General features: G+C 68.0%; 24 protein-coding genes and 1 pseudogene. 10 read left to right on the forward strand and 15 right to left on the reverse strand.

All coding sequences use genetic code 11. From position 1 onward, the window contains the following. Positions 1-2: 2 nt before the first annotated feature. From ABZX92_RS06140 to ABZX92_RS06150, 3 genes are all read right to left on the reverse strand, one after another. A complete protein-coding gene (locus ABZX92_RS06140; RefSeq protein WP_355554599.1) occupies positions 3-725 on the reverse strand; it encodes an SGNH/GDSL hydrolase family protein in 723 nt (240 codons plus the stop codon). A 50-nt stretch (positions 726-775) separates the two neighbouring features. Next, positions 776-1,852 (reverse strand): lactonase family protein, encoded by a 1,077-nt coding sequence (locus tag ABZX92_RS06145; RefSeq protein WP_355554600.1) that lies wholly within the window; start codon positions 1,850-1,852, stop codon positions 776-778. A 122-nt stretch (positions 1,853-1,974) separates the two neighbouring features. Then, complete coding sequence (locus ABZX92_RS06150) at positions 1,975-2,805, reverse strand: PPK2 family polyphosphate kinase (RefSeq protein WP_355554601.1); 831 nt, start codon at positions 2,803-2,805, stop codon at positions 1,975-1,977. 140 nt (positions 2,806-2,945) lie between these two features. Here ABZX92_RS06150 and rocD point away from each other — a divergent pair, with 140 nt between their 5' ends. The 3 genes from rocD to ABZX92_RS06165 all read left to right on the forward strand — a co-directional run bounded on the left by rocD (position 2,946) and on the right by ABZX92_RS06165 (position 6,101). Next, positions 2,946-4,181 (forward strand): ornithine--oxo-acid transaminase, encoded by a 1,236-nt coding sequence (gene rocD / locus ABZX92_RS06155; RefSeq protein ID WP_355554603.1) that lies wholly within the window; start codon positions 2,946-2,948, stop codon positions 4,179-4,181. 85 nt (positions 4,182-4,266) lie between these two features. Further along, on the forward strand, positions 4,267-5,652 hold the full coding sequence (locus tag ABZX92_RS06160) for a DUF2252 domain-containing protein (protein WP_355554604.1): 1,386 nt from the start codon (positions 4,267-4,269) through the stop codon (positions 5,650-5,652). A gap of 44 nt (positions 5,653-5,696) precedes the next feature. Further along, positions 5,697-6,101: a GNAT family N-acetyltransferase gene (locus ABZX92_RS06165; protein ID WP_045314913.1), complete on the forward strand. Its 405-nt coding sequence runs from the start codon at positions 5,697-5,699 to the stop codon at positions 6,099-6,101. On the opposite strand, the gene ABZX92_RS06170 is transcribed toward ABZX92_RS06165, so the two are convergent. The 5 genes and pseudogenes from ABZX92_RS06170 to zapE form a co-directional block, all read right to left on the reverse strand. After that, the gene (locus ABZX92_RS06170; protein ID WP_355554606.1) at positions 6,085-6,318 is read right to left on the reverse strand and encodes a Scr1 family TA system antitoxin-like transcriptional regulator; all 234 of its coding nucleotides are present in this window, start codon (positions 6,316-6,318) and stop codon (positions 6,085-6,087) included. The genes ABZX92_RS06165 and ABZX92_RS06170 overlap by 17 nt on opposite strands. Continuing rightward, positions 6,284-6,394, reverse strand: a pseudogene (locus ABZX92_RS06175) (Scr1 family TA system antitoxin-like transcriptional regulator); the annotation flags it as partial. The pseudogene ABZX92_RS06175 and the gene ABZX92_RS06170, both read right to left, overlap by 35 nt. Positions 6,395-6,523: 129 nt before the next feature. Then, a complete protein-coding gene (locus ABZX92_RS06180; RefSeq protein ID WP_355554608.1) occupies positions 6,524-8,119 on the reverse strand; it encodes an ATP-binding cassette domain-containing protein in 1,596 nt (531 codons plus the stop codon). Between the two features lie 48 nt (positions 8,120-8,167). Continuing rightward, on the reverse strand, positions 8,168-8,413 hold the full coding sequence (locus ABZX92_RS06185) for a DUF3040 domain-containing protein (RefSeq protein WP_355554610.1): 246 nt from the start codon (positions 8,411-8,413) through the stop codon (positions 8,168-8,170). A gap of 122 nt (positions 8,414-8,535) precedes the next feature. Then, complete coding sequence (zapE, locus tag ABZX92_RS06190; protein ID WP_355554612.1) at positions 8,536-9,525, reverse strand: cell division protein ZapE; 990 nt, start codon at positions 9,523-9,525, stop codon at positions 8,536-8,538. 66 nt (positions 9,526-9,591) lie between these two features. Between zapE and ABZX92_RS06195 the strand changes: the two genes are divergently transcribed. Both ABZX92_RS06195 and ABZX92_RS06200 read left to right on the forward strand, forming a co-directional pair. Then, positions 9,592-10,236: a dihydrofolate reductase family protein gene (locus ABZX92_RS06195; protein WP_355554614.1), complete on the forward strand. Its 645-nt coding sequence runs from the start codon at positions 9,592-9,594 to the stop codon at positions 10,234-10,236. 17 nt (positions 10,237-10,253) lie between these two features. Next, the gene (locus ABZX92_RS06200) at positions 10,254-11,318 is read left to right on the forward strand and encodes an ATP-dependent DNA ligase (RefSeq protein ID WP_355554616.1); all 1,065 of its coding nucleotides are present in this window, start codon (positions 10,254-10,256) and stop codon (positions 11,316-11,318) included. Between the two features lie 100 nt (positions 11,319-11,418). Here the strand turns inward: ABZX92_RS06200 and ABZX92_RS06205 are convergent, their stop codons facing one another. Next, a complete protein-coding gene (locus ABZX92_RS06205) occupies positions 11,419-12,921 on the reverse strand; it encodes an alpha/beta fold hydrolase (RefSeq protein WP_355554618.1) in 1,503 nt (500 codons plus the stop codon). Positions 12,922-13,079: 158 nt separating this feature from the next. Between ABZX92_RS06205 and ABZX92_RS06210 the strand changes: the two genes are divergently transcribed. Beyond that, complete coding sequence (locus ABZX92_RS06210; protein ID WP_355554620.1) at positions 13,080-13,949, forward strand: EamA family transporter; 870 nt, start codon at positions 13,080-13,082, stop codon at positions 13,947-13,949. Here the strand turns inward: ABZX92_RS06210 and ABZX92_RS06215 are convergent. From ABZX92_RS06215 to ABZX92_RS06240, 6 genes are all read right to left on the reverse strand, one after another. Then, positions 13,946-14,338, reverse strand: a complete 393-nt coding sequence (locus ABZX92_RS06215; RefSeq protein WP_355554622.1) for a hypothetical protein — start codon at positions 14,336-14,338, stop codon at positions 13,946-13,948. The genes ABZX92_RS06210 and ABZX92_RS06215 overlap by 4 nt on opposite strands. Positions 14,339-14,633: 295 nt before the next feature. Then, a complete protein-coding gene (locus ABZX92_RS06220; RefSeq protein ID WP_355554624.1) occupies positions 14,634-15,317 on the reverse strand; it encodes a DUF6319 family protein in 684 nt (227 codons plus the stop codon). A 92-nt stretch (positions 15,318-15,409) separates the two neighbouring features. After that, complete coding sequence (locus tag ABZX92_RS06225) at positions 15,410-16,324, reverse strand: DUF1996 domain-containing protein (protein ID WP_355554626.1); 915 nt, start codon at positions 16,322-16,324, stop codon at positions 15,410-15,412. Between the two features lie 90 nt (positions 16,325-16,414). Continuing rightward, positions 16,415-16,624 (reverse strand): hypothetical protein, encoded by a 210-nt coding sequence (locus tag ABZX92_RS06230; RefSeq protein ID WP_045314923.1) that lies wholly within the window; start codon positions 16,622-16,624, stop codon positions 16,415-16,417. Between the two features lie 129 nt (positions 16,625-16,753). Continuing rightward, positions 16,754-17,755, reverse strand: a complete 1,002-nt coding sequence (gene ligD, locus ABZX92_RS06235) for a non-homologous end-joining DNA ligase (RefSeq protein ID WP_355554628.1) — start codon at positions 17,753-17,755, stop codon at positions 16,754-16,756. A gap of 9 nt (positions 17,756-17,764) precedes the next feature. Further along, positions 17,765-18,340, reverse strand: coding sequence for a TetR family transcriptional regulator (locus ABZX92_RS06240; protein WP_355554630.1), 576 nt, complete (start codon positions 18,338-18,340; stop codon positions 17,765-17,767). 64 nt (positions 18,341-18,404) lie between these two features. On the opposite strand from ABZX92_RS06240, the gene ABZX92_RS06245 reads away from it, so the two are divergent. Genes ABZX92_RS06245 through ABZX92_RS06260 form a run of 4 tightly spaced genes read left to right on the forward strand, consistent with a single transcriptional unit; the run spans position 18,405 to position 22,061 of the window. Continuing rightward, positions 18,405-19,550: an acyl-CoA dehydrogenase family protein gene (locus ABZX92_RS06245; protein WP_355554632.1), complete on the forward strand. Its 1,146-nt coding sequence runs from the start codon at positions 18,405-18,407 to the stop codon at positions 19,548-19,550. Positions 19,551-19,573: 23 nt separating this feature from the next. Beyond that, entirely contained in the window at positions 19,574-20,743 is a 1,170-nt protein-coding gene (locus ABZX92_RS06250) for an acyl-CoA dehydrogenase family protein (protein ID WP_355554634.1), read from the forward strand. 15 nt (positions 20,744-20,758) lie between these two features. Next, complete coding sequence (locus ABZX92_RS06255) at positions 20,759-21,508, forward strand: MaoC/PaaZ C-terminal domain-containing protein (RefSeq protein ID WP_355554636.1); 750 nt, start codon at positions 20,759-20,761, stop codon at positions 21,506-21,508. Then, positions 21,501-22,061 carry a helix-turn-helix transcriptional regulator gene (locus tag ABZX92_RS06260; protein ID WP_355554638.1) on the forward strand — a complete coding sequence of 187 codons (561 nt, stop codon included), beginning with the start codon at positions 21,501-21,503 and terminating at the stop codon, positions 22,059-22,061. Before ABZX92_RS06255 ends, ABZX92_RS06260 begins: the two co-directional genes overlap by 8 nt. The last annotated feature ends 30 nt before the right edge of the window (positions 22,062-22,091 follow it).

The following is a 22,091-nucleotide window of genomic DNA, read 5'->3' on the forward strand; positions in this document are numbered from 1 at the left end:
AGTCAGCCTGTCAACGCCTCGAAGTACGCGGCTTGACCTGCCTTGTCCGGGTGGTAGGAGTCGTCGGTCGGATTGACCAGCGCGTTGATCCAGGGCTCGTCCGCGCAGACGCCGTGGTCCGCAAACGCTTCCCTGACGTCGACATAGCGCGCACCAGCTCGTTGCGCGGCCGCTGCGGTCACGTCGGACAGCTCGTCGGCGGCGTCGTTGAGCGCCTGCCGCTTCCGCGCGGACAGGGTGCGGCAGCCGTCGTTCGGCGTGAACAGCCGCGGATAGCCGAGCACGACCAGTTGCGCGCTCGGTGCGGCTTCCTTGATCGCGGCATAGGTGGTGTCGAGCCGCGCGGGCAACTGGTCACGGGCGAAAGCTCGGGCCTTCTCGACCCGTTTCTCGCACGAGCTGTTGCCGTTGAGCGTGCAGGTGGTCATCACGTCGACGAACCCGAGGTCGTTGCCGCCGATGGTGATCGTCACGAACGACGTGCCCGGAGACAGAGCCTTGAACTGCGACTTCAACGACTTCGTGGTCGCTCCACTGCACGCCACGAACTTGAACGACGGGAAGTCCTTGCCCTGCAACGCCGGATAAGCGTTCGAACTCCGGCGGCACGAACCGTCCACATAAGAACCAGCGCCCGCACCGGACGCGTAGGAGTCGCCGAGTGCGACGTACTCCGGTGCGAACGGCGCGGGCGCCATCAGAGCTACTGCCAGTACTCCAGCCATGAGACCCATAAGGCCCGGAGTACCACTGTGGATGATCGACCAGAAGAGCGTTAACCCAGACGTGTGGGCAGCACGCAGACCGGGATCGGGGTCTGCAGCGCCGTGCCGGACGGGGTCAGCTTGCCGCTCGCCCGGTCCACCGCGAACGACGTCACGTTGTTCGAGTTCTGGTTGGCCGCGAACAGGAACCCGCCCGACGGGTCGAGGGTGATGTGCCGCGGGTACTTGCCGCCGACCGGCGTGTGCCCGACCAGCGCCAGCTCCGCCCCGTTGACCGAGAAGTGCGCCACGCTGTCGTGCCCGCGGTTCGACAGGTACACGTGCTTGCCGTCGCCCGACACCAGCACCTCGGCCGGGTAGTTCCGCACACCCGAAGCAGGCGCGGTCTTCAGCGACTGGCCTGGCGTGAGCTTCCCGTCGGCGTACGAACAGACCACGATCGTCGAGTCCAGCTCGTTCGCCACGTAGGCCGTCTTGCCGTTGGGGTGGAACGCGATGTGCCGCGGTCCGGCGCCCGGCTTGAACTTCGCCGTCGACACGAGCTTGAGCTGGCCGTTGACGAACGAGTAGACGAACACCGAGTCCGCGCCCAGGTCGACCGCCGCCGCGTACTTGCCGGCCGGGTCGAACACGATGTGATGCGCGTGCGGGCCCTCCTGGCGTTCCGGGTCCGGCCCGGACCCCTTGTGCTGCACCTTCTGCGTGCGCGCACCGAGGCTGCCGTCGCCCTTCACCGGGAACACGCTGAGCGAACCCGACGAGTAGTCCGCGGTGATCACGAACTTCCCGGACGGGTCGAGCGTCAGGTGGCACGGGTCCGCGCCGCCGGTCGCCTGCTTGTTGAGCACCTTGAGCGACCGCGCGTCGATCGCGGTGACCTCGCCCTTGGTGTTCTCGTTGACCGCGTAGAGAAAGCGGCCGTCCCGCGACTCGATCACGAACGACGGGTTGACCACACCGCTGATCACGCCGGTGGTCTTCAGCTGGCCGGTCGCCGTGTCGTAGGTGCCGATGCCGATGCCCTTGGCGCCACCGCTCCACGTCGTGTAGGCGCCGAAGAACACTCTCCGGGCAGCGGCCGCCTCAGCGGTTCCTCCGGTCATCAGCAGCCCAACTCCCACACCCATGGCTCCGAGAAAACGTCGCCGGTCCACACCCACGTCCGCACCTCCGGATACTCTCGTCGGCGGCGCAGCCCACAGTGGCCTAGACCATCACGGCTAGGCAAGAGGTGCAACGAAGATTGCATCTAGCGCAACGGGTCGTTGTTCACCAGCCGGGCCTTCTCGGCCTCGATGTCGTAGGCGGGCGGCGGGAACTTCGGGTCCATCTCGCGCATGGTCTCCAGGAGCAACTGGGACACCGCCCAGTTGCGATACCACTTGCGGTCACTGGGAATCGCGTACCAGGGCGTCTCGTGGCAGTTCTTCAACGCCTGCGTGTACGCGTCCTGGTACTTGGACCACTTCGAGCGCACGTCGATGTCCGCGGGGTTGTACTTCCAGTGCTTGCGCGGGTCGTCCAAACGGGCAAGCAGCCGTTCCTTCTGGACCTCCGGCGAGATGTGCAGGAAGCACTTGACCACCGTGGTGCCACCGTCCGCGAGCCCCTGCTCGAACGCGTTGATCTCCCGGTAGCGGCTTTTGATCTCCGCGGCCGTGAGCAGACGCTCGACCTTGGGCACGAGCACGTCCTCGTAGTGGGAGCGGTCGAACGCCCCGATGCGCCCCTTCTCGGGCAGCACCTTCCTGATCCGGGTGAGGAAGTGCTGGCGGCGTTCGGCGGGAGTCGGTTTCTTGAACGACGCGATGCGCACGCCCTGCGGGTTCACCAGGCCGACGACGTGGCTGATCACACCGCCCTTGCCCGAGGTGTCCATCCCTTGCAGCACGAGCAGCACCGCGCGAGAGTTCTCCGCGTACAGAGCTTCCTGCAGGTCGTCCAGCTCGGCCCCGGTGGCGGCGAGGTCCTCGGCCGCTTCCTTCTTGTTCTTGGGACCGATCGGACGCCCGGCCGGGTCGAGGGTGGAGAGATCCACCTCATCGAGTCGCAGAGCTTCACGAACCGACTTCTTCGCCATCGACCGAGCGTAGCGATGAACCGTTGTTTCCGCCCGTCGCGCAAAGATCACCCACTGTTCGGTGAATCTATGCAACGTTTGACGGTTCTCCGCAACACTTCGCGGATGAAATCGCTTGTTCCGGCCCCTAGCCTTGGAGGATGACCGCCATCGCTGAGCACAACACCACCACCAGCGCTGACTACATCACCCTCGACGAGGAATGGAGCACGCACAACTACCACCCGCTGCCGGTGGTCCTGTCGCATGGCGAGGGAGCGTGGGTCACCGACGTCGAAGGCCGCCGCTACCTGGACTTCCTGTCCGGCTACTCGTCGCTGAACTTCGGTCACCGCCACCCCGCCCTGGTGGCCGCCACGATCGAGCAGCTCGGCCGCGTGACGCTGACCAGCCGCGCGTTCCACCACGACCAGTTCGGCCTGTTCTGCCGTGAGCTCGCCGAGCTGACCGGCACCGAGATGGTGCTCGCGATGAACTCCGGCGCCGAGGCCGTGGAGTCCGCGATCAAGGTCGCGCGCAAGTGGGCCTACCAGGTCAAGCGGGTGCCCGAGGGCACCGCCGAGATCATCGTGGCCGGCTCCAACTTCCACGGCCGCACCACGACCATCGTGTCGTTCTCGACCGACGAGACAGCGCGCAACGACTTCGGCCCCTTCACACCGGGCTTCAAGGTCGTCAAGTACGGCAACCTCGACGAGATCGAGTCCGCGATCACGCCCCGCACCGCCGCGGTTCTGATCGAGCCGATCCAGGGTGAGGCCGGCGTCGTCGTGCCGCCCGCCGGGTACCTGCCGGGCATCCGCCGCCTGTGCGACGAGCACAACGTGCTGATGATCGCCGACGAGATCCAGTCCGGTCTCGGCCGCACCGGCGACCTGTTCGCTCTCGATCACGAGGGTGTGCGGGCGGATTTGTACACGCTCGGCAAGGCTTTGGGCGGCGGCATCCTGCCGGTGTCCGCGGTGGTCGGTTCTCGCGCGGTGCTGGGCGTGCTGAAGCCCGGCGAGCACGGCTCCACGTTCGGCGGCAACCCGCTGGCCTGCGCCGTCGGCCGCGCCGTCGTCCGACTGCTCGAAACCGGCGAGTACCAGGAGCGCTCGCGTGAGCTGGGCGCCTACCTGCACTCCTCGCTGGGTGCGCTGGTGGGTTCCGGCATCGCCGAGGTGCGCGGGCGTGGCCTGTGGGCCGGTGTCGAGATCTCCCCCGGCGGCCCGGTCGGTCGCGCGGCCTCCGAGGCACTCGCGGCCCGCGGCGTCCTGTGCAAGGAGACCCAGGCCACCACCCTCCGCGTAGCCCCGCCTCTGGTCATCACCCGTGACGAGATCGACATGGGCGTAGCCGCCATCGCCGAGGTGGTTCGCCCCGCTTTGGGCTGATTTGGTGCTCCATGAACGGCTCTTTCCTGGACCTGAGGTCCAGGAAAGAGCCGTTCATGGTTTTCGCTGGGGCATGATTACTCGTATGGGTGAACGGGTTCGGGCTGAGGCTGCTGCGGCGTTGGGCACGTGGACTGAGCCGGAAGAGGTGTACGCGGCCGGGCGTGCGCTGAGGTCCTCTGTGGACTTCAAGGCGCATCGGGCGGTGTCGTTGGCTGCGTCGAGGCCTTCTGTGCTGGAGTTCATGAACGCCAGCAACGAAGGACGCCTGGAGCACCTGATCCCGTTGCGGATCGGCCGGATGCTCGCCAACCCGTTCGCGTTCTTCCGCGGTGCCGCCGGACTGCAGGCAGGCGATCTCGCCACTGGCTGCGCGACCGGTCTTCACGCTCAGTTGTGCGGTGATGCACACGCAGCGAACTTCGGCCTCTACGGCACGCCCGAGGGCCAGATCGTCATGGACATCAACGACTTCGACGAGACGCAGCCCGGCCCGTGGGAGTGGGACCTCAAGCGCCTCGTCGCGTCTCTGGTGCTGGCCGGGCGCACCGGTGGCGTGTCGGACAAGGGTTGCCGCGACGCCGCCGAGGACGCCGTGCGCGCGTACCGAGGTGCGATAAAGCACCTCGCGGAGCAGCCGTTCATGGACTCGTGGACCGCGCTGGGCGACGAGTCGGTGCTGTCGAAGGTGAAGGCCGACGACCTGATCAACGACTTCTCCAAGGCCGCCGAGAAGTCCCGCAAGAACACCAGCGCCCGGTTCGCCGCGAAGTGGACCGCCCACGACGGCGAGAAGTGGCGCTTCATCACGAACCCGCCGACCTTCACCGATGTGTCTGCCGAGACTGAGCGTGCCGTGATCGGCGCGCTTCCGTCCTACGTGGACACTCTGCGCGAGTCGCGCCGCAACCTGATCATGCGCTACGGCGTGTCGGACGTGGCGTTCCGCGTCGTCGGCACCGGCAGCGTCGGCCTGCGCAACTACCTCATCCTCTTGCACGGCAACGGAACCGAGGCCTTGGTGTTGCAGGCCAAGGAGGCTCGTGCATCAGCGCTGGAGCCGTTCCTGGACGTCGAACCCGCCAAGCACGAGGGCAAGCGGATCGTGCACGGCGCGCGGCTCGTGCAGGCCGAGACGGACATCCTGCTGGGCTGGACCACGATCGAGGGCCGCCCGTTCATCGTGCGGCAGTTCCGCAACCGCAAGGGCGAGATCGACGCGACCACGTTGAAGCGCGACGACCTCGACGACTACGGCCGTTTCGCGGGCGCTCTGCTGGCTCGCGCGCACACGCGCTCCCTCGACCCGCGGCTGCTCGCCGGGTACTTCCAGAACGGCGGCGGCGAGGACCTCGACGAGGCCTTCGCCAAGTACGCGTTCGACTACGCCGACCAGACCGAGGCCGACCACGCCGCTCTCGTCGACCTCGTCAAGAACGGCAAGCTGCCGGCCGTCGTCGAGGACCGCTGACGCGCCTTCGGGCTTCCGCCGGAAAGTTCACCTAGCCTGGCGGTATGAAGATCCGCCGCGCCGCCACCCCCGACGACGTGTTCGCCGCCGCGCACCTGTTCGACGCGCCGCCGCTGCCGGACGCGACGTCGCGGTTCCTGGCGCAGGATCACAGCCACCTGCTGATCGCCTACCTCGGCGACCAGCCGGCCGGGTTCGTGTCCGGAGTGGAGACCACCCACCCGGACAAGGGCACCGAGATGTTCCTCTACGAGCTGGGCGTGGACGACGCGTTCCTGCGCCGAGGCATCGGCACCGCGCTGGTGGAGGCGTTGAAAGCCCTTGCCGCGGAACGGGGTTGCTACGCGATGTGGACCGGCACCGCCGCGGACGACGCGGCGGCCCAGGCCACCTACAAGAAGGCGGGCGGGTCGATCGACGACGGCGCCTTCGTCAGCTGGGAGCTTTGACCTGCTCGACGAGTGCCTGCCAGGCGTCGATCAAGAAGGTCAAGGCGGCGCAGTCCAACCGCGCAAAGAGCTTCTCGGCCCTCTTGACCGCGGCGCCGTCCTGGGCGAAGACACGGGCCAGGTCGTTCTCGGTGTAGACCACTGGCAGCGCCTTCTCGAACTTGTACAGCGTGTTCTCGGGCTCCTCGATCGCTCGCGGCCAGCACTTCGTGGGCATAGCTCCTGGTCTGGAGCAGACCAGGAGGCGTCAGCTTGTCGTAGGTTGTGATCTTCGAAGCGGTCGTCTCGGTCATGGCGAGCGTGCGGAGGTTGTCCGGCACCTGGGCGACAGGTCCCGGCTGTACGCGGTGGAGGTGAACGCAGTCATAACCTTCGACGCTATTGCTGGGAATCCTCCAAGCCTGCGCTCGTTCGGGTGAAAACTACGTCCAGACCGGTTCGTCCACTTCGGACACTCTGCCGTCCGCGCGGAAGTGCAGGAACCGGTCGAACGACTTCGCGAACCACCTGTCGTGCGTGACCGCGACGACCGTGCCTTCGAAGTCGTTCAACGCGTTCTGCAACGCCTCCGCCGACGCCAGGTCGAGGTTGTCCGTCGGCTCGTCGAGCAACAGCAGCGTCGCCCCGGACAGCTCCAGCAACAGGATCTGGAACCGGGCCTGCTGCCCTCCCGAGAGGTTCTCGAACCGCTGGTCACCGGCCTTGTCGAGCCCGTAGCGGCTCAACACCGACATCGCGGCGCCACGGTCCTTGCCTGACCGTTGCCCCTCGCCGTGCCAGAGGATGTCCACGAGAGAGCGGCCGAGCCACTCGGGGTGCTCGTGCGTCTGTGCGAACAGTCCGGGCACCACGCGCGCGCCGAGCTTCCACGCACCCGACGTGCGGACTTGATCTCCGCCCAGCAGGCGCAGGAAGTGGCTCTTGCCCGAGCCGTTCGAGCCGAGCACGGCCACCCGGTCGCCGAAGAAGATCTCCTGCGAGAACGGCTTCATCAGCCCGGTCAGCTCCAGCTCTTCGCACGTGATCGCACGAACGCCCGTGCGGCCGCCCTTGAGCCGAGGGTTGACCGTCTCGTCCTGAGGGATCTCCGGCGGCGGCCCCGCCTCCTCGAACCGTTCGAGGCGCCCACACATGACGCGGTACTTGGGCGCCATCGACTCGTAGTACTTCGCCTGCTGCTGCAACGTCCGCACGAGCTCTTTCAGCCGCTCGTGCTCTTCGTTCCAACGGCGGTGGTCTTCGCGCAGCTTCTCGATGCGCTTGTGCCGCGCGGCGTGCCACGTGCCGAACGAGCCAGGATGGGTCCACGCCGAGTGCGCTTCGACCGTGACGACGTGCGTGGCGGCGTTGGCGAGCAGTTCGCGGTCGTGCGAAACCACGAACACGGCCTTGTCGGTGGCCCGGAGACGATCTTCCAGCCAGCGCTTGCCGGGGACGTCCAGGTAGTTGTCGGGCTCGTCGAGCAGCAGCACCTGCTCGTGGCCGCGCAACAACGTTTCCAGAACCAAGCGTTTCTGTTCGCCGCCTGACAGCGTGCGGACCTCGCGGAACCGTGCGCGGTCATAGGGCAGACCCAGCGCAGCAACGGTGACGGTGTCCCAGAGGACCTCGATGTCGTAACCGCCCGCCTCGCCGTAGGTGGTCAACGCGTTGGCATAGCGCATCTGGGCGGCTTCGTCGTCGGTGTCCATCAACGCGAGCTCGGCCTCGTCAAGCTCATGAGCGGCGTTCTGGAGCGCTTGAGGTGCGACGGAGAGCAGCAGGTCGCGGACGAGCGACTCGTCCCGCACCGAGCCGATGAACTGCGGCATCACCGCGAGGCCGCCCTGCACGTGCACGCTGCCCTGCCTGGGCGTGAGCTCGCCGGAGAGGATGCGCTGCAGCGTCGTCTTGCCCACGCCGTTGGCACCGACCAGCGCGACGACCGTGCCGCCGCTCACCTTGAACGAGACGTCGCGGAACAGCTCCCTGCCATCAGGCAAGGCGTACGCGAGCCCGTTCGCTTCCAGATAACCCACGCCGCAGATGGTCGGGCTTGCCCGGTTCCGGACGCCAGCGAGTTTCCGCTACCGGAGGCGCAGCGGGTACTTGCGCAGCACCAGTGCGACGGCCGTGACCAGCAGACACTGGAACGCGGGACCGAACGCGCCGATCACCGTCAGCAGCACCGTGAGGCCACCGAAGACGAGCAGCAGGGAGTAGAACAGCCACGGTCGCACCTTGCGGTTCATGGTGCGAGCGAGTCTCGGTTCTTCGGCCAGCAACCGCTGCTCGATCTCCTCGAGCGAGCGGCGTTCAGCTTCACTCAGCATCGGTGCCTCCGGAAGGCGTCGGGACGTCAAAGTTCCCGCTCGTCACCCAGTGGATACTCGAACGCCGCCTTAGTCAAACTCGGACTTGGTCATACCCGCCGCATTTCCGGCGGAGAGCAAGATCAGCGGCTCAGCGCGACCAGGCGGGAGACCGCGCGGAGGTACTTCTTGCGATAGCCGCCGCGCAGCATCTCGTCGGTGAACAGCTCCGACAGCGGCTGTCCCGACACCGCGACGGGGATGTCGCGGTCGTAGAGCCGGTCGCCGAACGCCACGAGGCGCAGCCCGACGTTCTGGTCGGGCGCCGGCTTGACGTCCTTGAGGTGCACGGCCGTGACGCCGTCCAGCAGCCTGCCGTACTTGGAGGGGTGGATGCGGGCGAGCGCCTTGCACAGGTCGTCGAAGTCGTCGATGGTCGAGCCCTCGGTGTTGGAGGCTCTGACAACCAGTTCATCGTCTTGCATCGGCGCGGGGGCGTCCGGCAGGCCGCGGTGGCGGTAGTCGGGGCCGTCGACGCGCACGACGTCGAACTTCGACGACATCGACTGGATCTCGCGCAGGAAGTCCGCGGCGGCGAACCGGCCCTCGCCGAGCTTGTCGGGCAGCGTGTTCGAGGTGGCGGCGATGAACACGCCGTGCGCGGTCAGCTCCTTGATCAGGCGCGTGACGAGCATGGTGTCGCCGGGGTCGTCGAGCTCGAACTCGTCGATCGCGAGGAGCTTGTGCGCGCTGAGTCGCTTGACCGCCTCCGGGAAGGTCAGCACGCCGACGAGGTTGGTCAGCTCGACGAACGTCCCGTACGCCTTGGGGCCCGGGACGGCGTGCCAGAGGCTTGCGAGCAGGTGGGTCTTGCCGACGCCGAAGCCGCCGTCGAGGTACAGCCCCAGCTTGCCTTCTTCCTCGGGCTTGCCGAACAGCGACCACTTCTTGCGCTTCGTCAGGCTCACGCGGGCGGCGAACAGGCGCCCGGCCTCGACCGCGGCGGCCTGGCTGGGCTCGTCCGGGTTGGGGACGTAGCTGTCGAAGCTGACCTTGCCGAACCTCGGCGGCGGCACCAGGTTCTCGATCAGTTCGTCGGCCCCGATCTGGGGATCCCGGTCGGACAAGCGCATGCCCGCACCTTATCGGCGTGATGGGATGGGAACGTGCAGATGTTGTGGCCCTCACCGGGCGTTGAGATGACCGACACAGCCCTCGAGTCCCTGTACGGCTATCCGGCGGACCGGACGTGGGTGATCGCGAACTTCGTGTCCAGCGTGGACGGTGCGGTGTCGGTCGACGGACGCTCCGCGGGCCTCGGTTCACCGGCCGACAAGCAGATCTTCACGCTCGGCCGCACGCTGGCCGACGTCGTGATGGTCGGCGCCGGCACCGTGCTGATCGAGGGTTACCGCGCTTCGGCGAAGCTGCCGATCGCCGTGGTGACCGCCCGCGGCACGCTGACCGCGGATCTGCCGTTGTTCAGCGACCCCGCCGTCCGCCCGATCGTGATCACCTGCGCGTCCGCGCAGCTGCCTGACCTGCCCGCCGACGTGATCGTGGCCGGGGAGACCGAGGTCGATCTTGCGCTGGCGGTGGCCGAACTGGCCTCGCGGGGCCTGCACAAGATCAACCTCGAAGGCGGCCCGCGGCTGTTCGGGTCGATGATCGCCGCCGGCCTGGTCGACGCCGTGAACCTGACCATGTCACCACTGCTCACGGTCGGCGACTCGTCTCGGATCGCCCACGGCCCCGTGATCCCGCCCGTGGACCTGGAGCTGGCGTCCGTGCTGCGGGCGGACGACGTGCTGTTGCTGCGGTATCAGCGGCGCAATTCCAGCTGAAGAGGCAGGATGTGCGCGTGGACCTACCGCTGACGCCGCCTCTGCAGCCCATGCTCGCCACCGCGGTCGACGGGATACCGGATAACGCCGACCTGGTGTTCGAGCCGAAGTGGGACGGCTTCCGCTGCGTGGTGTTCCGCTCCGGCGACGAGGTCCTCCTGCAGTCCCGCAGCGGCAAACCGCTCAACCGCTACTTCCCCGAGGTCGTCGCCTCGATGCTCGACGTGATGCCCTCGAAGGCGGTCGTCGACGGCGAGCTCGTGGTGGCGAAGAACGACGAGCTCGACTTCGACGCCTTGTCCGAGCGCATCCACCCGGCCGCCTCACGCGTGGCGATGCTGTCCGAGTCGACGCCGGCCACGTTCGTCGCGTTCGACCTGCTCGCGTTGGGCTCCGAAGTGCTGCTGGAACAGCCGACCACCGCGCGCAGGGCCGCTTTGCTGGAGCTGCCCGGCCTGAACATCACGCCCGCCACGACCTCGGTCGAGACCGCGCGCCAGTGGTTCACGCTCTTCGAAGGCGCGGGCCTGGACGGCGTGATGGGCAAGCCCGCCGACGGCCCGTACACGCCGGGCAAGCGCTCGATGATCAAGGTCAAGCACGCCCGCACCGCCGACGTGGTCCTGGCGGGCCTGCGCTGGCACAAGGACACCGAGCCCGGCACCGCCGTCGGCTCGCTGCTCCTCGGCGTCTACGACTCGAACGACCTGCTGCACCACATCGGCGTCTGCGGCTCCTTCAAGGCAGCCGAACGCCGCTCCCTGGCCACCGAGCTGGCCCCGTTGATCACGGAGTCCGACGACCACCCGTGGGCGAATCCTCAGCCAGGCCAACGGATCCCGGGCGAGATCAACCGGTGGCGCGGCAAGCAGGCGGAGTACGTGGCGCTGCGCCCCGAACGCGTCGTGGAGATCCACTACACCCAGACCGAGGGCGAACACCCCGTGCGCCTGCGGCACAACGGCCAGTTCGCCCGGTGGCGCCCGGACCGCGAGCCGCTGTCGTGCCGCTACGACCAGCTGGAGATCCCGGCCCGCTACGACGTCGCCTCAGTTCTGAAGGGCGAACTGCGCGCCCGCTAGCGTCCTGCGCCAGAAATCGGCCATCCCAGTTGTGTTCCGAGCGAAAGGCACGTTCGGACGGACTAGCGGGACCAGGTGCCGTAGAGCGGCTCCGGGCAGGTCACGGCGGGCAGACGGTGCCGTTCGACGGCACCTTCGCGTCGACCAGGTAGTCGCGCACCGCGGTCGTCGCACAGCCGGAGAGCGTCAACGCCCCGTGCCCACTCCCCTGCCACCCGATCAACGCCGATCCCGGCAACCGCTGCGCCGTGTGCTCGGTGCCCGGCGCGGGCGTGGAGACGTCGTTGGCCGTGCTGAGGACGACGATCGGCGGCGCGCTCTTCAGGGCGTCGACCTTCTCGGTCTTGGGCGGCGGGAACGGGTTGCAGTACAGCAGCTGGCGGGCGAACAGGGTGCCGAACAGCTTGTACTTGCCCTGCCAGTCGGCGCCCAGTGCCTTCACGCGGTCCGGCGGGATCCGGGTCGAGGTGTCGTTGCAGCCGATCACCAGGCCCGCGTCGAGGCGGGGCGGGTTCTCGTCGAGGTCGTTCACGACCGGGTCGAGCAGGGTGAACAGGCCGCTGCCGTCGCCCGCGCGCGCCTTCACGATCGCGTCGGCCAGCTGCGGCCAGCGCGGGCGTTCGGCCAGGCCGGCCAGGATCGCGTTCAGCGCCGAGCCGGGCGTGAGGTCGACGTACTCGCCGCGCACGCGTCCGGTGCGCAGCTGGGTGACGAGTGCCTGGACGTCCTCGCGCGGGTTCGCCAGCGCGCAGCCGCGGGTCTTGCAGTCGGTGGCGAACGCGTCGAGCGTCGCCTCGGCCGCGACGGCACGGGACTCCAGGACGCCGACCTGGTCGAGCGTCGGGTCCGGGGCGCCGTCGAGCACCATGCGGCCGATGCGGGCCGGGTAGCGCTGGGCGTAGGTGGTGAGGACGCGCGAGCCCTCGCCGAGGCCGACGGCGTTGAGGCGGTCGGTGCCGAGGTAGTCGCGGAGGCGTTCGAGGTCGGCGGCCGCGCGCCACGAGTCGAACGCGGTCAGCCTGCCTTCGAGGTCGAGCACGCATTCCTGGGCGGCCTCACCGGCGGCGACGACGAGGTTCGACTGCTCGGTCTCGGCGGGGTCGTACTCGACGAGCTGCGCGCGCGTTGCCGGCGGCACGCACGACATGCCGTCCGAACGGCCCGTGCCGCGCCGGTCCATGCCGATGATCGTGTACGTGCTGAGGATGTCCTTCGGCAACGACGCCGCGAGCCGCGCGGCCTTCAACGTGCCGGGTTCGCCGCCGGGGTCGTTGACCACGACCAGCGCGCTCTTGCCGGTGCCGACGCGCATCAACGCGATGCCGAGCGTGCCGCGGCCGGGACGTCCTGGCGGGTCGAGCACCACCGTCATGCGCGAGCACTCGTAGGTCTGGTCGCCCTGGGGTGCGTCGGCGCCGAGGCGGTCCTTCATCTGCTCGTTGCACGACGACCAGCCCAGCGAGTCCTTCTTGTACTCACCGAGCGGCGGCACGGGCTGCGGCCCCGCGAGCGTGCTCTGGTCGACCGGCTGGTTCTCCTCGCCCTTGACCGCGATCACCGGCCGGCTCGAGTAACCCGCGCTGCACGCCGTCAGCACGCTCACTGCCAGTAGGGCCAAGGCAGCGCGACGCACAGATGTCCTCCGTTATCTCAGCTAGACGACGTTGAGCCTCGCACGCTGCAGGTGAGAAAACGGTGAGTCAGATCGGTGTGTGGAATTTCGCGTGCTCCGGCTCAGGACCGTGGGTGAGGATGGGACTCATGGCTCACGCGGATCGGCTCCCCGTCGCCCGGCTGATGGGCGGCATCCCGCCGACCGCGCTGGTGCTGCTCGGCATCGTGAGCGTCCAGGTCGGTGCGGCCGTCGCGAAGCAGCTCTTCACGGTCGCGGGCGCGGCGGGGACGGTGACGCTGCGCCTGGTCGTCGCCGCACTCGTGCTGGTCGTGATCTGGCGGCCGTCCCTGCGCCTCGACCGCCGGACCCTGGCCGTGGTGGTCACTTATGGCGTCGTGCTCGCGGGGATGAACCTCTGCTTCTACGCCGCGCTCGCCCGCATCCCGCTCGGCGCCGCGGTGACGATCGAGTTCCTCGGTCCGCTGGCGGTGTCCGTGTTCGGGTCACGGCGGTGGCTCGACGGGCTGTGGGTGTTGCTCGCGGGCACCGGTGTGGTGCTGCTGACGCGCGTGCAGGGCGGGCTGGCGTTGTCGGGCGTGCTGTTCGCGCTGGCCGCGGGTGCTCTGTGGGCCGCGTACATCCTGGTGACGGCCAGGCTCGGCAGCCAGACCTCCGACGGCAAGGGCCTCGCTCTGGCGATGGTGGTGGGCGCGGTGATCGCGCTGCCGTTCGGCATCACTTCCGCCGGCACCGCGATGCTCGACCCCGTGGTGCTCGCCGCCGGGTTCGCGGTGGCGTTGATGTCGTCGGTGATTCCGTACTCGCTGGAGCTGGAAGCGTTGCGGCGCATGCCTCCGCGCGTGTTCGGGATCCTGATGTCGATGGAGCCGGCGGTCGCCGCGCTGGCCGGATTGGTGCTGCTCGGCGAGGAACTCAAGCCCGCGCAATGGGTTGCGGTGTGCTGCGTCGTGATCGCCTCGGTGGGCGCTACCCGGTCAGCGCGGCCGGACGGCTAGGGGCTCTCCGACCACCTGCCGCCGGGAAACCTGTCGTACCACCACGGATCCGGGCGCTCAGCGGGGACGTCGATGTTGTTCCAGAAGGGGTTCCAGGCGTGCGGATTGGGCAAGGTGCGCCGCTCGAACTCGATGTCGAGGCGCCGCACCACCCGTCCGAGCTCGGCCCTCGCGCGCACAGGTAGACGTTTCAGCACCTGCTCGAGTACGTCGCGTGCGTGCACCACGTCGACGAAGACGTAGTAGTCGCCGATTTCCTGCTCGACGCGGAGGATCGCGAGCGACGTGGCGGAGGAAAGCCCGCGGATGGGCTCCGGAAAGCATTGGGACCGCTCGGGTCTCGCGTTCGGGTGTGCGCCGCGCAGGGCGCCGGGCCGGTTACGCGGCATCGGCCTTTCGGGTCGTCATGATCGCAGTTCATGCGACGTGGGGAGCCTCCCGCGGCCAGAACGCGGAAAGCTCCCCAGGCGAATCTTCGTGTCAGCAGCTGGAACAGCAGCCGCAGCCGGGACCCGTGCACCCGGAACAGCACCCACACGTACCCATCAGGGCCTCCCCGTCCTCCAAGCCGGACCTGCGCGGGACCTCCGCGCATCCCACGGTCCGCCCCGGCACCAGCCCTGGGAAGCCCTCTCACCCGAACGCGTGCGGACAACCACCGAGGCGTCGCAGCGCGTGATTTCGCTACGCGCCCAGGTCGTCCAAGGCCTTCTGCGCTGCCTCCAGTTCGGCGCGCAACTGCTCCACGCGGGCGAGTTGCTGAGCACGCGCCGCGTTCAGCACGCCCTCGACGATCTCGGCCACCTCGGGCGTCAGCAGCTTCGCCGCCTGGGACACGGAAGCCGGTGAGACCGGGGTCGGGCGGATCGCCTTGCGGGAGCCCTGCATCACCTCCACGGTCCACTCGCCCTCGCCGGCGGACACGAGCGTCACCGTGACCTCGGGGGTGGAGCCCTTCGAGGCGGGCTTGCGCGCGGGCTTCGCGGGAGGGGGCGGAGCTTCCACCACGGGAGCGGGTTTCGGCTTGGGGGCCGCGGGTTTCACCGGCGCCTCCGGAACGTAGGGATGGAGGATCTCAGTCTCTCGCGGCGGCTCCGGCGGCGCAGGGGCCGGGGCCTTCTTGCGCGGCGGCGGTTTCTCCAGGGTCAGCTCGGCAGGGCCGAACGACATCTCGTCCTTCGACCCGGTCGGGCGAACCTGGATGAAATCGCCTTCCTCCGGTTCGGTGAAGGCGAGGAGCTTCGCCGACCTCCCCGGCTCCATGCCCACCGCGGCCGCCGTGAACCACACCAGCGGCTGGGTGCCTCCGTCCAGCTGCGAGCGCAGGCTGTCGACGTCCTCCGCCGACAGCCCGCTCTTCTTCGCCATCGCGCTGCCTCCCGCCCGTTCGAACACCTGTGCCCCAGCATGCCCTACACCCCTGACAATTCTGAGCACCGGGTCCGTTGGCAAGATCAGCTCTACGGGTTTCCGTCCGTCCCGCAGATGTAGCCGGCGTTGATGCAGTTGGCCACGCGCCGTTGGAGTTCCGCGGGATCCCACGCGTTCATGAAGTCCCCGTGGAACGTGTAACCGGGCGCGCTGGTCACGTTCACACCATTGAGCGTTCCTCCCAGCGACAACCCGGTCCCGTTGACCGGATAGGTGATCAGGAACTCCAGCCGCGGCACCACCACCGGGTGCGACGCCGGACAGACGAGCCCGACCGCGAACGCCATGTGGTCGCGGTGGTTCGCCGAGTCGAGGTCCCGCCCGTTCCAGCAGGTCGGGAAGTCCAGATATGTCTCGACTTTGGTGCCGGCCGGGCAGTTCAGGAAGTCCCGGCCCGACGGCGACTGCGTGGTGCACGACCACCGCGCCGCCGGGTTCTGGTCCGGTGACGTGGCCTTCGAGTTGCCCACCACGTACCGCAGGCCCTGCGGGTACGCGACGGCCTTCTGCCGGTCGTGAATGCCCTGGTAGTAGATCGTGACGCTGTCGGGCGCCACCGCCTGCCCGTTCTTGTACAGCGTCGGCACCCAGTACGCCGACTTGTCCGCGGTCGGGTTGCAGTTCGTCGTCCCGGCCCTGAGCGACGTCAGCGTCGACTGCGCGTTCGTCGTCCGGTTGCCGAAGAACTCGTGCATGTGTGAGACACCGGGCTGGTTCTGGAACACGATCGGGTCATCTTGCCTGCGATGACTGGACCCGCAGTTGGCCCGGAATTCCGACCCCGGAATCGCCTGCTGCTCGACCATCGCCCGCGCCTGCTCAGCGCTGTAGACGTAAGCGTGCCCGGCATGGGACACACCTGGCTGGGCCAGTACAAGCCCCGCCGCTACGAGCGACATCGCCACCGCCGCGACGCCGATCGCTCCTCGAATCCGCACGTGCATGAACTCTCCTCTCGCACCACAGTGTGTGAGAGCGCTCTCATGACAGGTACGGTAAACCTGATTGCCTGTGCGTGTCCACGTGAGGGTTGCTCAGGCTTCTTCGGCCTCTTCACCGCGCAGCCGGTACTCACATCCGTACTCGACCGCGTACTCCAGGTCGTAGATGTGCACGATCTTGGGGCCGCCGTGCAGGTGCACGTACGTCACGGTCTGCTTCGGGTCCTCCGGCGTGGAGGGCAACGAGTCGACCCGGCCGTCGAGAGGACCGCCGACGTACCGCACGACATAGGGCTGGGACATGGCGACCTCCTCTCGCGTTCCTCTCAGTCTACGAGGTCGGCAGCTGCATCCGTGCCCAATACAGCCGGTTGGCTCACTGCTCCGGCCACAGGCTCACAACGGTGAAGGATCGGCACCAACAAATGGCTGTCAGTCCTGCTTGCGGGCGCGCGAGGGCTGGACGCGCATCGGCTCGCCCGGCATCTTCGGATAGTCCGGCGGGTACGGCATCTCACCGCGCGGGTCTGCGGCGTACCACTCCAGCAGCGTCTCGATGCCGAACGCCTCGGAGTCGAGCCCCGCGTGCAGGTTGCCGCGCTCCTCCAGGAACTTCGGCACGGTCAGCACGTCGAAGTCATCAGGGTCCACAGAGGACAGTTCGTCCCACGTGCAGGGAGTCGAGACGGTGGCGCGCGGAGTCCCGCGCACCGACCAGGCCGAGGCGATCGTGCGGTCTCGGGCCGCCTGGTTGAAGTCGATGAAGACGCGCTCACCGCGTTCTTCCTTCCACCACGCCGAAGTCGCCAGCGACGGCGCCCGCTTCTCCACCTCGCGCGCCAGAGCGATCACGGCATGGCGGACGTCGATGAAATCCCACGCGGGACGGATCCGCACGGCCACGTGGATGCCGCGACCACCGGAGGTCTTCGGGTAGCCGGTCAACCCGGCGTCAGCCAGCACCTCGCGCAACACCGAAGCCACCCGAGCGGCATCGGAGAAGTCCGTGCCGGGCTGCGGGTCCAGGTCGATGCGCAGCTCGTCGGGGTGATCGACATCAGATCGACGCACCGGCCACGGGTGGAAGTCGAAGGTGCCCAGGTTCGCGGCCCACACGATCACGGCCTCGGAGGTCGGGCAGATCTCGTCGGCCGGCCGGCCGGACGGGAACTTGACCTGCACCGTCTCCACGTAGTCAGGTGCCCCTTTGGGCAGGCGCTTCTGGTAGAACGCCTCGCCCTCCACGCCGTCGACGTAGCGCTTCAGGACGACAGGGCGATCGCGCAGCACGGTCAGCAGATACGGCGCCACCGTGCGGTAGTACTCGACCACCTGGCCCTTGGTGATGCCGCGCGCGGGGAAGTACGGCTTGTCCGGGTTGGACACGCGCACCAGCTGGTCACCGACCTGAAGCTCGATCGCCTTGGAAGCCACGCCGAAACACTAAAGGCCCCGGACGAACGCCGCGAGCGCCAACTCGAAGCTGTCGCGGTCCAGTTCGCGCGCGACGCCCGGCAGCAGGTGGGCGCGGTCCAGGTGCGGGTAGCGGTCCGAGTAGTCGGCGGGGTCGGCCGAGAAACCGCTGGAGAACGAGCTCAAAGCGGAGCCGAACACGATGTACATCAGACCGGCGGCGATCATCGTGGCCTCGCGCCGCGACCAGCCGGCGGAGACCAGGGCGCCGTGCAGCAGGTCCAGGCGTTGCAACGACTCGTCGCGGCCGGCGGGACCGTAGGCCAGGAACGGGACGATGTTCGGGTGCGACGACAAAGCCGCACGGTACGAGCGCGCGCACTGCACCAAGCCGATGCGCCAGTCCACCGCGAAGCCCGAGACGTCGACCGACGACAGGATCGACGAGGCGATGTCGTTCAGCAGCTGGTCCTTCGTACGGACGTGCCCGTACAGCGAGGCCGCCTGAACGCCCAGCTCAGCGGCCAGCTTGCGCATCGAGAGGCCGTCCAGGCCGTCGCGGTCGATGATGGCCAGGGCTGTCGACCGGATGCGATCTGGGCTCAACAGAGGGGTGCTCGGCCGGGGCATGTGGGTTAACCTAACACTGTTCGGTTTCTCAGGAGGACCCGTGGACTTGACGCTTTCGGACGAACACCGGCAGCTGAAAGAGCTGGCGCGGCGCTTCACTGACGAGCGCATCGTCCCCAACGCCACGCGCTGGGACCGCGAGGAGGCCATCGACTCCGACCTGGTCGAGCAGCTCGGCGAGGTCGGGTTCCTCGGGCTCGGCATCGACGAGCAGTACGGCGGCTCAGGCGGCGACAACCTGGCTTACTGCCTGATGCTCGAAGAGGTCGCACGCGGAGACTCCGCGGTGAGAGGCATCATCTCGGTGTCACTCGGCCTGGTCACCAAGTCGATCGCCAAACACGGCACCGAGGAGCAGAAGCAACGCTGGCTGCCCGGTCTGACGCAAGGCACGCAGATCGGCTGCTTCGCCCTCACCGAGCCCGGCACCGGATCAGACGCCGGCAGCCTCGCCACCAAGGCCACGAAGACGGCCAACGGCTGGACCATCAACGGCCGCAAGGTCTTCATCACCAACGGCACATGGGCGGACGTCGCCCTGGTCTTCGCCCGAACCGGCGGACCAGGCCCGAAAGGCATCAGCGCGTTCCTCGTCCCCACTGACGCCAAAGGCTTCACCGCCACCGAGATCAAGGGCAAGCTCGGCATGCGCGGCCAGGCCACCGCCGAGATCACCCTCGAAGACGTCGAAGTCGACCACGACGCCCTGCTCAGTGAAGAAGGCTTCAAACTCGCGATGCAGGCACTCGACAAGGGCCGCATGTCGGTGGCCGCGGGCTGTGTCGGAGCAGCGAGAGGCGCCTTCGAGGCAGCGCTGAACTACTCCAGGGAACGTGAACAGTTCGGCAAGCCCATCGCGGGCTTCCAGCTGGTCCAGGAACTGATCGCCGACATGGCCGTGGAAACCGACGCCGCGAGGCTCCTGACCTGGCGCGTAGCCGACCTGGCCGACCGCGGCCAGCCGTTCAGCACCGAGGCCAGCATGGCGAAGCTCTACGCCAGCGAGGCCGCGGTGAAGGTCGCCAACAACGCCATTCAGGTCTTCGGCGGCTACGGCTACATCGACGAGTACCCCGTGGGCAAGTACCTGCGAGACGCCCGCGTCACCACCCTCTACGAGGGCACCAGCCAGATCCAGAAACTGCTCATCGGCCGCGCGCTGACCGGCATCAGTGCCTTTTTCTAGGGCGTTCCTTCAAGGAGAGAACAATGGACTTCACGCTCGACGACGAGCAGAAGGAGATCCGCGACTGGGTGCGGACCTTCGTGCGCAAGGAGATCATCCCGCTGGAGCCGGAGGTGCTGCGGCGCGAACGCGCCGGCCAGCCGGGCCTGCCGAAGGAAGAGCTGAAAGCCCTGCAGGACAAGGCGAAGCAGGCCGGGTTCTTCGGTGTGCTGACGCCGCAGGAGTACGGCGGCATGGGCCTCGGCGGCATGATGACCGCGCTCATCGAGGCCGAGCTCGGCAGGTCGTTCGTGCCGTTCCGGTTCGGCGGCTACGCGGACAACATCCTGTTCCACGGCAACGAGGAGCAGAAGCAGCGCTATCTGCTGCCGACGATCTCCGGCGAGCGCGTGTCGTGCTTCGCGATCACCGAGCCCGGCGCCGGCAGTGACGCCAAGGCCATCCGCACGACCGCCGTCAAAGACGGCAACGAGTGGGTGATCAACGGCGAGAAGACGTTCATCACGCAGGGCAACGAGGCCGACTTCGTGATGGTCTTCGCCATCACCGACAAGGAGAAGGGCGCGGACGGCGGCGTCACGTGCTTCCTCGTCGACCGCGACATGGGCTGGAAGTCCGAGCCCATTCCGACCATGGGCCAGTGGGGTCCGGCGGCGCTGGTGTTCGACAACGTGCGGGTGCCGGAGGAGAACATCCTCGGCGAGCTCGGCAAGGGCTTCAACCTCGCCATGCAGTGGATCGGCCAGGGCCGCTACCTGCTGCCCGCCCGCGCGCTCGGCTCCGTCGAACGCCTGGTGGAAATGGCCATCGAGCAGGCCAAGAACCGCGTCACGTTCGGCCAGCCCATCGCCGAGTACCAGGCGATCCAGTGGATGATCGCGGACTCGGCGGTGGAGATCGAAGCGTTGCGCTGGCTCGTGCTGCACGCCGCGTGGCTCGTCGACCAGAAGCAGGACTCGCGGCAGGCGCAGTCCATCGCGAAGCTCTACGGCGGCATCAAGGCCAACGAGATCGTCGACCGCGTCCTGCAGATCCACGGCGGCATGGGCTACACGCGTGAGCTGCCGATCGAGCGCTGGTACCGCGAGCTGCGGCTGCTGCGGATCTACGAGGGCACCGACGAGATCCAGCGTCGCACGATCGCCCGCAACCTCCTCAAGGGCCACGCGAACGTCCGGGGCACGCTCGGTTAGTTCTATCTTGGGCAAGTGCTCAACCACGCGATCCTCGGCGTCGTCGAACGACAGGTCCGCACCTGGTCGCGAGACGACGCCGAGGTGTACGCGGCGGCGACGGGCGGCTACTCCCCCGCGTTCGCCATCCCGTTGCTGCAGCACGGCGGCCCGCAGCTCGGGCTGACCGGCGCCGACATGACCCAGGTCCTGCACGCCGAGCAGTCGCTGTGGCTGCGCAGAACGCTGCCGGAAAGCGGTTCCGCGGTCGTCACCAAGACCGTCACCGACATCTACGACAAGGGCTCGGGAGCGCTGGTCGTCAGCACCTGGGAGTCGGAGTACGCGAGCACCCGCTCCTCGTGCTTCCTCAAGGGCGAAGGCGGTTTCGGCGGCGAACGCGGCGAGACCGGGAAGTTCACCGTCCCGGACACCGAGCCCGAGGTCAGCTTCTTCCACACGAAACCCGACCAGGCGCTCAGGTACTGCGAGACCGGCGACGTCAACCCGATGCACCACGACGCGGAGTTCGCCCAACGCGCGGGCTTCCCACGCCCCATCCTGCACGGCCTGTGCACGCTCGGAATCACCGTGCGCGGCAAGGACTTCACCGAACTGCACGCCCGCTTCACCGCCCCGGTGCTCCCGGGAGACGAGCTCAGGATCGAGCACTGGCCGACCGGCGAGTTCCGCACCTCGGCGGGCGGTGAACAAGTAGTCATCGGATGGGTTCGGTTTTCCGAAGTGGACAGCCGCCGAAATTCCGGACGATCGGGCCATGAGTAGTGCCCTGGCGACCGTGGACTCCGGAATCGAACCGGTGCGCGTTGCGGTGGAGTCCCGAGACCTGATCAGCGCGGCCGGTGTGACCCATCTGCTGAAGACATCACCGCGGGTGCGGGTGGTGCAGGAACGTTCGGACGCGCACGTCTTGCTCGCGGTCGTGAACGAGCTGTGCGCACAGCAGGCGGCCCGGCTGCGGGCCATCGGCTCGCCGCGGATCGTGGTGATCGCCGCACGGGTGCACGACCTCACACCCTCGATCGCCGCTCAGGCCGGGCTCGCGAACCCCTTGCGGCGCGCGGACGTCAACGCCGAACGCCTGATCAAGCTGCTCGTCGCCGGACAGGCCGTGCAGGAGCGGTCGACGGTGCTGAACGACCGCGATCTGCAGCTGCTGCGGCTGCTGGCCGACGGCGCGACGATCGCCGAGGTCGCGGCGCGGCTGTTCTGCTCGGAGCGGACCGTGAAGTACGCGCTGCACCAGCTCCTCGAACGGTTCGGGCTGCGCAACCGCGTGCACGCCGTCGCCTGGGCCATCCGCTCCAACCTGCTCTAAGCCGCGCGGGAAGCGTGGTACTGGTCCCAC

Source organism: Lentzea sp. NPDC006480 (assembly GCF_040611995.1).
GTDB lineage: Bacteria > Actinomycetota > Actinomycetes > Mycobacteriales > Pseudonocardiaceae > Lentzea.